Below are 11894 nucleotides of genomic sequence, written 5' to 3'. Positions count from 1 at the left end.
CTTTCGGGCTCTCGGTCCGCGGTCTCGCGACCGCTTGTTGAACCTACATCACCGAGTTCCCTCGGCTTTCGGTTCACCGCTCGTGATCTCGCGATCGCTGAGCGGCTCACAAACATACCAGAGCCGCTGTCGCCTTCGCTACAGGTCCGCTTTCCCTGGGAGGCCTCAGATGTCCTCGTCGGACTCGGGGTCACTTAGGAAGGTCTCCAGGGTCGTCAGCAGCAGGGCCAGGGCCGAATGACGGGCCAGGTCAGAGCCGCTCACGTGATCCAGCCACTGCCCTGAGAGCTGCTCAATCTGGGAGAACAGGGCCTGTCCCTCCCGCAGGCGCTCCATCACCCGATCGACGTTGGCCTCGTCGGTTTCCGGCAGGGGGCCAACGACATAGCGGCGGCCGTCATCCCCCACATAGGTGAGGTTGCCGTCGGCATCAAAAATCGGGACCGCATGGGGTGTGATCGGTCTGTCCTCCACAGCTCCCCCTCCAACGGCTACACCCTCGTTAGCTCTGCCCATGCCCAAGAGCAAGCTGCCAGGCTGCAGCCATGCTTCGCCTCGTTCTGGAACTCGCTCCCTGCCTCCTCGGTGGGTTCTGGCTGGGCCGGCGTTTCCCAACTCTCCCCAGCCGACTGGCACCACTGCTCTTGCGCTGGGGCATGCCCCTCAGCCTCACGGGACTGCTCTTAAAAGGAGGCCTGCCCCTGAGCGCGATCCCCATGGCGGGGCTCATTGCGGGCTTGACCTTGGGCGGCATGCTCCTCTGCCGCCAGGCCCCTGGCCTGCTGCCCACCCGCAGCCTGCAGCTTGGGGCGATGGTGGGGAACACCGGCTACTTCGGGCTTCCCGTTGCCATTGCCCTACTGCCCAGTGAGGCCCTCAGCTTCAGCGTCATCTATGACCTCATCGGCACCCTGATCACCTGGAGTGCCGGCCCGCTGCTGTTGTCGCCAGGGAAAAGCTCAGCCACGGCGATGACCCTGCTGAAAACACCCGTCGTTCAGGCCCTGCTCCTGGCCCTCCCCCTTGGGCTCACCCCATGGGGGCCGCTGCTGGGGCAATGGCTCTGGCTCCCCGCTCGAATTGTGCTCTGGCTCCTCCTGGTTCTCGTGGGGATGCGGTTGGGGCTGGTGCTGCAGCGCATCGATCAAGCGGACCAGGGCGAGAGGCCCTCACTGACCGGCGCCCTGATGATCAAGCTGCTGCTGCTCCCCGCCTTGATGTGGCTCCTGAGCGGGCTGCTGCAACTACCGGAGCTGATGCGACAGGCGCTGGTCCTCCAGGCCGCTGCACCGACGGCAATGTCCGTGCTCCTGCTCGCTGAAGCTGCCGATGCTCAAAACGGAGCCAGCAAGGAAACCCTGCCAGCCGCCCGATTAGTGCTTTGGAGCAGCGGGGCCGCTGCCCTCAGCCTGCCGCTCTGGTTTCAGCTCACCGCAGCCATGTGAGTGATCAGGTCAATGCACTTGCAGCTGTAGGCCCACTCGTTGTCGTACCAGGACACCAGTTTCATAAAGGTGTCGCTCAGGGCCATTCCAGCGCCGGCATCGAAGACGGAGGTGCAGCTCTCACCAAGGAAATCATTGGAGACCACCTGGTCTTCGGTGTAACCCAGGATTCCCTTCAACTCCCCTTGAGAGGCGGCCCTCATCGCCGCCTTGACCTGCTCATAGCTGGCGGGCCTGGCGAGATTCACCGTGAGGTCGACCACGGAGACATCCGGGGTCGGGACCCGGAAGGCCATGCCCGTGAGCTTGCCGTTCAGTTCTGGGATCACCCGGCCCACAGCCTTCGCGGCGCCTGTGGAGCTGGGAATGATGCTCTGGCCGGCGCCGCGTCCACCGCGCCAGTCCTTCAGCGACGGGCTGTCCACGGGCTTTTGGGTGGCCGTCGTGGCGTGAACGGTGCTCATCAAGCCACTGACAATGCCGAAGTTGTCGTGGACCACCTTGGCCAAGGGCGCCAGGCAGTTGGTCGTGCAGCTGGCGTTGGAGACGATGTCCTGGCCGGCGTAACTGCTGTGGTTCACCCCCATCACGAACATCGGGGTCTCGTCCTTGGAGGGGGCGCTCATCACCACCCGCTTGGCCCCGGCCTCGATGTGGGTGCGTGCCAGGGGATCCGTCAGGAAAAAGCCCGTGCTCTCGAGGACCGTGTCGACTCCAATGGCATCCCACTTGAGGTTGCTTGGATCCCGCTCCGCCGTAATCCGGATGGCGTTCCCATCGACCACCAGCTGACCGTTCTCCACCTTGACCTCGCCTTTGAAGCGGCCATGGGTGGAGTCGTAGCGCAGCAGATAGGCCAGGTAATCGACATCAATCAAGTCATTGATGCCCGCCACCTCAACCCCGGGAGTGGCCATCGCGCGGCGGAAGGCCAGGCGGCCAATCCGACCAAAACCATTGATGCCGATCCGAATGGTCAAGGGAAGGGGCCTCGAATGCCACTCCCCAATACAGCGGGTGTTCCGGCTCTGTCGATGAAAAAACAGCAGACCTAGATCAAAAAGGCTGCCAATCAGCCCTCCTGGGGCTCCGTTTCAAATTGGTCGCTCAGCAGTCGACGCTGATATTCCGCCGTCAGGGCATTGAGGTGCTCAGTAGCCGCTGCCGTCATCTCCTCATCGATCTGATCGAAAGCAGAGCCCTCTGGAACCGTGATCCCCAGCACCAACGCCAGGGCATCAAACAGACGCACCTGATCGTTCTGCCAAGCCTGGTAGTCGCCTGCGACCTCGATTAAGGCGTCCTGCTCCACCGTGCCGCGATCCACCTCCGAGCGGATGGTCTGGATCTGAGCCAGCCGCGCTGAGCTCACCACCGCATGGGCCGCCCCCAGGGCCGCCAGCGCATCGCTGGCCTCCCGCTTAAGAACACTCAGGTCCCGATTGCGAACTGCCTTGTCGATCGTCAGGGGCGAGCGCAGGCCTGGCATCTGACTGACGGCCGAGCGCTTCTGCGGGGTCGGAACCGGGCGCGCCGGCGGCGCGGGTTTCAGGGCTTGGCCCCAACGGATCAGGGCATTGCCCAGGCGCCGCCTCCAGCTGCGTCTTGCCATCCCCCTCCGAGCCGACCTGTCTCCAATCTGATCGGCCAGGGGCGAAATGGGTAGGGGAAAACCGAATGGCCCTCAGGACTGGGGCTCAATCTGCAGGGTGCTGTGGTCGATGCCCAGCTGGCGTAGGCGCTCCTCGCCAAGGCGGAGCAGATCAACCGATGGCTCGCTCTGCACCTGCAAATGGGCCGTCAGCGCCACCCGGCGGCCACCCAGGCCCCAGACATGGAGTTCGCTCACGCGCAACACCCCCGGCAGCTCCCGCAAGGCCGCCTCAATGGACTGCAGATCGTGACCCTCCGGGACCGCATCAAGGCTCGCCGCCAGGGCTTGCTTCAGCAGCCCATAGGCACTGACCATCACCGCCGCGCCGACCGCAATGGCCGTGATCGCATCCAGCTCCGTGCGGCCGGTCAGCGCCACCAGGATCGCGCTGAGCAACACAGCCGCTGAGACCGCGGCATCGCTCAGCAGATGCAGCACCGCCGCGCGGCGATTGAGATCGAGATGGTCCTGCGCCCCAAACAATCGGGCGGAAAGCAAATTGATCGCAATCCCTGCAGCGGCAGCAACGGCCACGGGCCCAGCCACCAGGGGCTCGGGCTGCTGCAGCCGGTCCAGGCCTTCCACCACCACCAGCAGGCCCGCTGCAAACACCAGAAGGCCATTGATCAAGGCCGCCAGGTGGGTGCTGCGGCCAAAGCCATAGGTGAAGCGACCGCGGGGGGGCTTCAAGCTCAAACGCTCAGCGCCCCAAGCCAAGAGCAGGCCCACCACATCCCCCAGGTTGTGGATCGCATCGCCGATCAAGGCGAGGGAGCCAAAGCCAAAGCCGATCGCCAACTGCGCTCCCGTCAGGAAGGCATTCAGCAGCACGCTCCAGCGAAACGCCCCAGCGTGATGGTGGTGGTCGTGGTGACCCATGTCCCACTTTTAGAGTGGATTTCTGGAATCCGGTCCATGGCTGTCTCCGCCGTTCAGCAACACGCCATCGCACCCGCCAACTTGCTGCGCGGCAAAGGAGCCTGGACTGAAGCGCTGCTGCTGATCGCGGGCCTCTGCCAAGCACCGCTGCTGCTGGGCCGCAGCGCGGCCACCCGGGAACTGCGGCTCGGGCTCCAAGCCGATCTCAAGACGCAAGGCCTACGGGTGCTCAGCGCGGAGCTTGAGTTCGACTGCTGCGAAGAGGACCTCAGCCGTCTCGCGGAGCTGAGCCAATCCCAGGGCTGTGATGGGGTCGTGGCCTGCGGCGGCGGCAAGGTGCTCGATGCCGGCAAGTTGCTGGCCCACCGCCTGGGGCTCCCCTGCATCACCGTGCCCACCAGTGCCGCCACCTGCGCGGGCTGGACGGCGCTGGCCAATCTCTACAGCCCCCAGGGGGCATTCCAGGGAGATGTCGCTCTGGAGCACTGCCCGGAGCTGCTGGTCTTCGACCACGGCCTGGTGGCCTCAGCCCCCAACCGCACCCTGGCTAGCGGCATCGCCGATGCCATGGCCAAGTGGTACGAGGCCTCCGTCAGCAGCGGCGCCAGCCGCGATGGCCTAGTGCAACAGGCCGTGCAACAGGCCCGGGTGCTGCGGGATCAACTGCTGCTGGAGGCCGAGCAGGCCCTCGGGGAGGTCGGCGGCGAGGCCTGGGTGCGCGTGGCGGAAGCCAGCGGCCTGACGGCCGGCCTGATCGGAGGGATTGGCGGCGCCCGCTGCCGCACCGTCGCCGCCCATGCGGTTCACAACGGCCTGACCCAACTGGAGGCCAGCCACGGCCAGCTCCATGGCGAGAAGGTGGGCTTTGGAATCCTGGTGCAATTGCGGCTGGAGGAAAGCGTCGGGGGTAGCCAGCTGGCGGCCCAAGCCCGGCGACAACTGCTGCCCTTCTTCCAACGCCTGAAGCTCCCCGTCAGCCTGGCGGACCTCGGGCTCGCCCAGGCCAGCCTCGCTGAACTGCAGGAGGTGGCGGAGTTTGCCTGCCGGCCTGGCTCAGATCTCCATCACCTGCCCTTCAGCGTCGGTCCAGCGGATGTCCTGGCGGCCCTGGTCAGCACCACCGCCGCCCTGAGCAGCGTGGATGCCTGAGCACCTGGATCAGCGGCAGCTGCTGGAGCGCGCCGCCAAAACCCTGCTGGATCCCAAAGGACAGGCCATCGCTCGGGCGGTGCAGTGGTGGGACCTGCCGAGCGCCTGCGACCAAACCCGTGAACCCTGGCCCGTGGCGGTCCTCGGCTCAGGAGCGCCGGTGCTCCTGCTGCATGGCTTTGACAGCTCCCATCTTGAGTTTCGGCGGCTCAGCCCGCTGCTCTCAGCCCATGCGCAGCTGTTCATCCCCGACCTCTACGGCTTTGGCTTCTGCCCCAGGCCCCAGGGCGGCGACTACAGCCCCGCGGGGGTACTGCGCCATCTGGAAGCCGTGCTCGATGCGGTCCTCGAGCGCAGTGGCGCCAAGCGGGTTGGCCTGATTGGTGCCTCCATGGGCGGATCGGCGGCCGTGGAATTGGCCCGCCGGCGCCCGGATCAGATCGATCGCTTGCTGCTGCTTGCCCCAGCAGGGCTGACGGGAAAACCCATGCCGGTCCCGCCCCTGCTCAACCAACTGGGCGCGCGCTTTTTGGCGCTGCCGGCGATTCGGCGCGGGCTCTGCCGCAGTGCCTTTGCCCAACCCGACCGTGATGTGGGGCCCGCCGAGCTGGAGATCGCCTCGATCCATCTGCGCTGCCCCAACTGGGCCCCCGCCCTCGCGGCCTTTGCCGGCAGTGGGGGCTTCGGGGGCTGCGGGTTGCCGCTGCCGCAGCAAAGACTGCAAGTGCTCTGGGGTGCCAATGACCGGATCCTGCAGGGCAAAGCCAAGGCCGACGCTGCAGTTCTGTTAGGAGAGCGCATCACCGAGCTGAGCGATTGCGGGCATCTGCCCCACATCGATCAGCCCGAAACCGTGGTGCGCACCTGGCATGGCTGATCCCGTTCTGCAGCTGCTGGCCAGTGGGCTGCAGTTCTGGATTCGCCAGCAATGCGAGTCGGTCGATCAGCTCGAGCTCCAGCTGCACGGCTCCACCCTGGCCCTACTGCGGGGACGGCTGGAGGGGGTCAGCCTGGTGGCCCGCAAGGCGGTCTTCAGTGCCCTTGAGATCGAGCGGGTGGAGCTGCGCAGCGGCGCGATCAGCGTCCAGATCGGCCGGCTGATGAAGGGGCAGTCCCTGCAGCTGGATCAATCCTTCAGCGTGACGGGCAGTGCCGAATTCAGTAGCACTGGCCTGAGCCGCTCGTTTAGCAGCGCCCATTGGCGCGGCCTGGGCGATCAAATCAGCGAGGCGCTACTGGGGCTGACGCCGCTGCAGGAGTTGACGATCGCAGGGGACCAGCTGCTGGTGCGCGCCCAGGGCCGGGAGATGGCGACCCAGCCGCTGGCGGAGGCCGGCTGCGTTGTCCTGCAGCAGAGCAATGGCCCCCAGCGCTATGCCCTGCCCGGAGACCCCAACATCACCATCGAACGGGCGGAACTGCAGTCCAGCCGGCTGCTGGTCAGCGGCAGAGCGACGGTCAGTCCCTAGGCCAGGAAGGTCACCACGGTGAAAAACACCGCCGGGATGAAGAGATAGCTGTCGATGCGATCGAGGATGCCGCCATGGCCGGGGAGGAAATCGCCCGAATCCTTGACGCCGGCATCGCGCTTCATCATCGATTCCGTCAGGTCCCCCACCAAGGCAAAGACCGTGACCGTCGCCCCGAGCAGGGCACCAATCGCCCAGCCCCAGTTCCAGCCCAGCAGCACCCCAAACAGAGCCCCGAGCAGCATCGAGCAGATCAGCCCGCCCAGGGCCCCCTCCACGGTCTTGCCCGGCGAGGTGGGCGAGAGGGGGGTGCGGCCGTAGCGGCGGCCAATCATGTAGCTGCCGATGTCCGTCGCCACGATCTGCAGGCAGGCCATCAGCATCAACACCATCCCCGAGGTCAGCGGCCAAGGCCAGTGCTGCAGATTCGGCGCCAAGAGCGGATCGGTGAGATCGCGCAGGCGAATCCAGTAGCTGGGCAGATAGCCCAAATAAAAGAGGGCAAAGATGGAGGAGGCGATATCGGCGATCGTCCCGGTGACGGGCTGCAACAGCAGCCAGCCGCAGATGACCGCGCCGGCCACGGGCAGCACCGCAGCGGAGAGCTCCAAGGCAAAGCCGACGCCCGCCACATCGCCGCCATGGGCCCACTGGGTCGTGATCAGCAGCAGCTGCACGAGCACCAAGGTGGTCTTGCTGGCCGGACGGATGCCCTTGGCGCGGGCCAGGTCGAAGTACTCCAGCAGGCCCAGGTGGACCATCACCCCCAGGGCGATGGTGAACCACCAGCCCCCCAGACCCACCACCAACAGACCGAAGGCACCGGCGGCGTAGCCGCTCAGCAGGCGCTGGGGGGAGGTTCGGGTGCGCGGGGGAGGAATCAAGGGCGTTCTGCCGCAATCACAAACAGGGGTTCTGCGGCCGCCAAGCGGGCCTGGCTGCCGCGGCGCTGCATCCGGTGAACCGTGGCTTGCACCACCTGCAGATCGACCGCCGCCAGTTGCCCCAAGGTATCGGTGGCGTCCACCAGCCCCTCCAGGCTGGCGGTGCTGATCACCAGGCGCCCTGCTGGGACCAGGGCATCCCAGACCTGATGCAGGACATCCCGCAGCGGACGGCCCACCTCCAGCAGCACCCGATCCGGGCGCGGCGGCAACTGCGCCAGGCCATCGGGCGCTTCCCCCTGGTGGATGTGCAGGTTCTCGATGCCAAAGCGGCGGCGGTTGCGCTCCAGCAGCTCAATCCCGTCGGGATCCCGCTCGAGCGTGTGCACCGCTCCGGCGGGCATCAGCCGGGCGATCTCAAGAGCCAGGGCCCCGGTGCCGCCGCCCACATCCCAAACCAGGGAATCGCTCTTGGGCCGCAGGTGCGAGAGCAGCATCACCCGCTGCTCCATCGGGGTCGGGCTGAAGCCGGGGGCATCGGCAAAGGCCGCATCCGGCAAACCCGGGGTGACGAAATCCCATTGGAAGGAGCCCTTCCCTGCCGCGGGCATGCTCCGCCTCACGCGATCAGCACCTTCACCGTATCAGCGATCTGATGGGGCCAAAGCCGCCGCTGCTCCTGCAACCAGGCGGCCCGGGGCCCATCGATGCGCTCCCCCGGAATCAACAGGGGAATCCCCGGGGGGTAAGGGCAGAGGGGTTCCGCCGCCAGGCGCCCGGCGGCCTGCTCGAGGGGCACCGCTTCTGCCGGCGCCCGCCAGGCTTCCGCCAGGGGCCGCTCCGGGCTGGCCACCAGGGGCAACGGCGGAGGACTGAAGGTCAACAATTCCGCGCTTCCGAGCGACCGGCGCAGGTGGTGCAGGGCCGCGGGCAACTGCCGCAGCAGGCCTCTGGGCGGCTGCAGTCCCAAACAGAAGGTCAGGCAACCCGGCTCAGGCAGCTCCGCGATCACCCCCCGCTGCATCAACCAGTCGTCGGCCTCCAGGCCATTGATGCCATCGGCGGCGCAGATCCAGCTCAGACGCAGCGGATCTTGGTTCTCCAGCAGCCGCAAGCCACGGGCCTGGAGGCGCTGGCGCAGCCGTAGGCCCTGATCGAGAGCCCGGCGCAGTTGCTGGTGTCCTTGGCCACTGCGCAGATGCAGCAGTGCGGCCTCCGTTGAGGCCAACAGAAGGGCGCTGGGGCTGGAGGTTTGCAGCCAGAGCAGCGCCCGCTCAATCCGCCCTGGATCGAGATCGCTACCAGCCCCCTGCAGCAGCACAGCACTTTGGGCCAGGCCACCGGCGGCCTTCTGCAGGGACTGCACCACCAGGTCCGCCCCAGCCTCCAGGCCAGGGGCCGGCAGCCGCGGATCCAGACCCAGGTGCGCGCCATGGGCCTCATCAAGCAGCACCGGCAGCCCCTGCCGGTGGGCGACCGCCACCAAGCCCGCCAGATCCCCAGCGAGGCCTTGGTAACTGGGGGAGACCAGCACCAGCGCCGCCAGGGGACCCTCGGCCAGGGCCGCGCGGATCACCGCCTCCAGGTGCTCAGGACTGGGGGGCAGCCAGAGGCCCGAGGCCGGATCAAAGGGCAGATCAAACAGAACCGGCTCCAACTGCCCGAGCAGACAGGCGTGCAGTAGGGAGCGATGGAGATTGCGCGGCATTAGGACCCGCTCACCCGGTTGCGCCAGGGCCAGCAAACCGGCTTGCAGCAGGCCGCTGGCCCCATTGACGCCGTACCAGCAGCGCTTGGCTCCCAGCAGATCCGCCAGGGCCCGTTGGCTCTCTGCGACGGCCCCCTCGTCCTCAAGCGGTCCACCGATCTCAGGCAATTCCGGCAAATCCCAGCGACCCGGGGCTTGGCGCAGCAAGCGGGCCAATGCCGGCGCCAGGCCCCGCCCGCGGCCGTGGGCCGGCAGATGCAGCGGCAAGCGGGGCCGGCGCGCCTGAAGCAGCTGCTGGAGCAAGACCATTCCTAGAGTTTGCAACTTGCTGGCGGATTGGATGAGCACCTACGACCCGGGGCGTGACTTGCGCTGGCTGCTGCTGCGGCCCTGGCAGCTGGTCGGCCGATTGGTCGTGGTGCTCAGCAGCCTGCTGAGCCTGGCGCTGGTGCTGGTCTTCCAGGCCAACAATCCCGACCCGAAGGTGCAAGAGCGCCTGGGGCAGAAGATTTTCACCACCCTGACGGGACTGGGGCCCTGTTTCATCAAGGTGGGGCAGGCCCTCTCCACAAGGCCGGACCTGGTGCGGCGGGACTGGCTGGATCAGCTGACCCAACTGCAGGACAACCTGCCGGCCTTCCCCCACGCCATCGCCCTGGAGACGATCGAGTCTGACCTGGGGGCCCCGGTCCAGCAACTGTTTGAAGAGTTCCCGGACTATCCCGTGGCGGCCGCGAGCCTGGGCCAGGTGTACCGGGCCAAACCCGTCGGCGGGAACTGGGTGGCCGTGAAGGTGCAGCGCCCCAACCTCGAGCGGCAGCTGCGCCGGGACTTGGTGCTGATCCGGCTGCTGGGGGTGATGGTCGCTCCGCTGCTACCCCTGAACCTGGGCTTTGGCCTGGGGGAAATCATTGATGAGTTCGGCCGCTCCCTGTTTGAGGAGATCGACTACCGCAAGGAGGCCGACAACGCCGAGCGCTTCGCGCGGATGTTCGAGGGCAATGCGGCGGTGATCGTGCCGCGGGTGGACCGAAGCCTCTCGGGCCAGCGGGTGCTGACGACCACCTGGATCAACGGCACGAAACTGCAGCAGCGCCAGGAGCTCGAAGCCCAACACCTCGATCCCGCCTCCTTGATCCGTACGGGCGTGATCAGCGGGCTACAGCAGCTGCTGGAGTTCGGCTACTTCCACGCTGATCCCCACCCAGGCAACCTCTTTGCCCTGCCGGGCAAGACCGGAGCCCTGGGCCATGTGGCCTACGTGGACTTCGGGATGATGGATTCGATCAGCAACAGCGATCGCCTGACCCTGACCGGGGCGGTGGTGCACTTGATCAACCGCGACTTTGAGGGCCTGGCTCAAGATTTCGTCGATCTGGGCTTCCTGAACGCCAAGACGGACCTCACCCCGATCATTCCCGCGCTTGAGGAGGTCCTCGGCGGTGCGCTGGGCGAGAACGTCGGCTCCTTCAACTTCAAGGCGATCACCGATCGCTTCTCGGAGTTGATGTACGCCTACCCCTTCCGGGTGCCGGCCCGCTTTGCCCTGATCATCCGCGCGGTGGTCAGCCAGGAGGGCCTGGCGATGCGCTTGGACCCCAGCTTCCGGATCATCAACGTCGCCTATCCCTATGTGGCCCGGCGCCTGCTGGCGGGGGACACCGCCGAGATGCGCGAAAAGCTGATGGAGGTGCTGTTCGATCGCGACGGACGCCTGCAGCTGGAGCGCCTGGAGAACCTGCTGCAGGTGGTCGAGAACGACGACGGCGGTGGCGGCGCCACGGACCTGCTGCCGGTCGCCGGCGCGGGCCTCAAGCTGCTCGTCGGCGAAGAGGGCAAGAGCCTGAGGCAGCGGCTGCTGCTGACCCTGGTGCGCGACAACCGCCTGAACACCGACGACCTGCGCGGCCTGATGCAACTCCTGGGCCGCACCTTCTCACCGCGCCGCGTGGCCGGTCGCCTGCTCACTCGGCTGAACCCGCTGGCCGCTTAGGGTCAGCGCCACTTGAGCCCACAGCGATGTCCCTGGCCCCGATCAACCTGAGCGAAGCCGCCCAGGACCTGGCCACTGGGGACTTCGGCGACCTAGACCCCAGCGAGATCCTGTTGGAATTCGCCCCGATGTTCCAGCCCCCCTATGTGCTGGCGGGGATTGGCCTGGCCATGGGGATCCTCTGCGGATTGACCTTCGCCAGGCTCGTTCAGAACAAGCTGGACGGATGGAAACAGGACCGGCTGGGACTGCTGCCATTGGGGAACTTTGAAACCAACCTGCCCTACACGGGGATCGTCGTTGGCATCACCCTCTTCATCGGCGGAAGCCTGCAGATCTTCGGCTTCTCCTCGGGTGCGGCCCTACTGGTGGCCTTCGTGCTGTCGATGGCGACCGCAGGCGCCCTCTGGGTCCAGCTAGAGCGGCTAATGACCCAGGTGGAGAACGGCACGTTCAGCGCCGTCGACTTCGACAACTTCGACGAGTTCTTCTAAGCCGCCAGATAGGCGTGCATCTCCTCGGAGCGGCGGCGCAGCTCCTCGTGGGCCTTGCGCTCAAGGCTGCGGGCACGGTCGCGGCTCATCTCGAGCGCACGGGCGATGGAGCTCAGGCTCATCGGCTCCTCCACATCGATGCCGTAGCGCATCTTCAGCACGCGGCCCTGCAGGTCCGGCAGTTGGTCCAGCAGTCCCCGCATATCCATCCGTAGGCAC

General features: G+C 66.6%; 14 protein-coding genes. 6 read left to right on the top strand and 8 right to left on the bottom strand.

The window, feature by feature from the left end:
- Positions 1-165: 165 nt before the first annotated feature.
- Complete coding sequence (locus tag ACXIQ9_RS12535; protein ID WP_459016846.1) at positions 166-516, bottom strand: hypothetical protein; 351 nt, start codon at positions 514-516, stop codon at positions 166-168.
- Positions 517-545: 29 nt separating this feature from the next.
- On the opposite strand from ACXIQ9_RS12535, the gene ACXIQ9_RS12530 reads away from it, so the two are divergent.
- The gene (locus tag ACXIQ9_RS12530; protein ID WP_459016845.1) at positions 546-1445 is read left to right on the top strand and encodes an AEC family transporter; all 900 of its coding nucleotides are present in this window, start codon (positions 546-548) and stop codon (positions 1443-1445) included.
- Here ACXIQ9_RS12530 and gap read toward each other — a convergent pair.
- The 3 genes from gap to ACXIQ9_RS12515 all read right to left on the bottom strand — a co-directional run bounded on the left by gap (position 1424) and on the right by ACXIQ9_RS12515 (position 3978).
- Positions 1424-2425 carry a type I glyceraldehyde-3-phosphate dehydrogenase gene (gene gap, locus ACXIQ9_RS12525; protein WP_296419157.1) on the bottom strand — a complete coding sequence of 334 codons (1002 nt, stop codon included), beginning with the start codon at positions 2423-2425 and terminating at the stop codon, positions 1424-1426. The two genes, ACXIQ9_RS12530 and gap, sit on opposite strands and share 22 nt — an antisense overlap.
- A 92-nt stretch (positions 2426-2517) precedes the next feature.
- On the bottom strand, positions 2518-3057 hold the full coding sequence (locus ACXIQ9_RS12520) for a hypothetical protein (RefSeq protein ID WP_010317866.1): 540 nt from the start codon (positions 3055-3057) through the stop codon (positions 2518-2520).
- A gap of 72 nt (positions 3058-3129) precedes the next feature.
- A complete protein-coding gene (locus tag ACXIQ9_RS12515; RefSeq protein WP_296416687.1) occupies positions 3130-3978 on the bottom strand; it encodes a cation diffusion facilitator family transporter in 849 nt (282 codons plus the stop codon).
- Between the two features lie 36 nt (positions 3979-4014).
- Between ACXIQ9_RS12515 and ACXIQ9_RS12510 the strand changes: the two genes are divergently transcribed.
- From ACXIQ9_RS12510 to ACXIQ9_RS12500, 3 genes are read left to right on the top strand one after another with little or no spacing between them, the layout of a single operon-like run.
- On the top strand, positions 4015-5127 hold the full coding sequence (locus ACXIQ9_RS12510; RefSeq protein WP_459016844.1) for an iron-containing alcohol dehydrogenase family protein: 1113 nt from the start codon (positions 4015-4017) through the stop codon (positions 5125-5127).
- Positions 5120-6004, top strand: coding sequence for an alpha/beta fold hydrolase (locus ACXIQ9_RS12505; protein ID WP_459016843.1), 885 nt, complete (start codon positions 5120-5122; stop codon positions 6002-6004). The genes ACXIQ9_RS12510 and ACXIQ9_RS12505 overlap by 8 nt, the downstream gene beginning before the upstream one ends.
- Entirely contained in the window at positions 5997-6596 is a 600-nt protein-coding gene (locus ACXIQ9_RS12500; RefSeq protein ID WP_459016842.1) for an LmeA family phospholipid-binding protein, read from the top strand. Before ACXIQ9_RS12505 ends, ACXIQ9_RS12500 begins: the two co-directional genes overlap by 8 nt.
- Here ACXIQ9_RS12500 and ACXIQ9_RS12495 read toward each other — a convergent pair.
- Genes ACXIQ9_RS12495 through ACXIQ9_RS12485 form a run of 3 tightly spaced genes read right to left on the bottom strand, consistent with a single transcriptional unit; the run spans position 6593 to position 9497 of the window.
- On the bottom strand, positions 6593-7480 hold the full coding sequence (locus tag ACXIQ9_RS12495; protein WP_459016841.1) for a phosphatidate cytidylyltransferase: 888 nt from the start codon (positions 7478-7480) through the stop codon (positions 6593-6595). The two genes, ACXIQ9_RS12500 and ACXIQ9_RS12495, sit on opposite strands and share 4 nt — an antisense overlap.
- Complete coding sequence (gene cbiT, locus ACXIQ9_RS12490) at positions 7477-8091, bottom strand: precorrin-6Y C5,15-methyltransferase subunit CbiT (RefSeq protein ID WP_459016840.1); 615 nt, start codon at positions 8089-8091, stop codon at positions 7477-7479. Before cbiT ends, ACXIQ9_RS12495 begins: the two co-directional genes overlap by 4 nt.
- 8 nt (positions 8092-8099) lie before the next feature.
- Positions 8100-9497 carry an aminotransferase class I/II-fold pyridoxal phosphate-dependent enzyme gene (locus tag ACXIQ9_RS12485; RefSeq protein WP_459016839.1) on the bottom strand — a complete coding sequence of 466 codons (1398 nt, stop codon included), beginning with the start codon at positions 9495-9497 and terminating at the stop codon, positions 8100-8102.
- Between the two features lie 31 nt (positions 9498-9528).
- On the opposite strand from ACXIQ9_RS12485, the gene ACXIQ9_RS12480 reads away from it, so the two are divergent.
- Both ACXIQ9_RS12480 and ACXIQ9_RS12475 read left to right on the top strand, forming a co-directional pair.
- On the top strand, positions 9529-11181 hold the full coding sequence (locus ACXIQ9_RS12480) for an ABC1 kinase family protein (RefSeq protein WP_459016838.1): 1653 nt from the start codon (positions 9529-9531) through the stop codon (positions 11179-11181).
- 26 nt (positions 11182-11207) lie between these two features.
- A complete protein-coding gene (locus ACXIQ9_RS12475; RefSeq protein ID WP_459016836.1) occupies positions 11208-11675 on the top strand; it encodes a hypothetical protein in 468 nt (155 codons plus the stop codon).
- Here ACXIQ9_RS12475 and ACXIQ9_RS12470 read toward each other — a convergent pair.
- The coding region (locus tag ACXIQ9_RS12470) for a sigma factor-like helix-turn-helix DNA-binding protein (RefSeq protein ID WP_459016835.1) at positions 11672-11894 on the bottom strand (223 nt) is incomplete at its 5' end. The two genes, ACXIQ9_RS12475 and ACXIQ9_RS12470, sit on opposite strands and share 4 nt — an antisense overlap.

Source organism: Synechococcus sp. LTW-G, from assembly GCF_054459035.1.
Note: the sequence above shows the minus strand (reverse complement) of the source record. Positions and strands in the feature narration are given on the sequence as shown.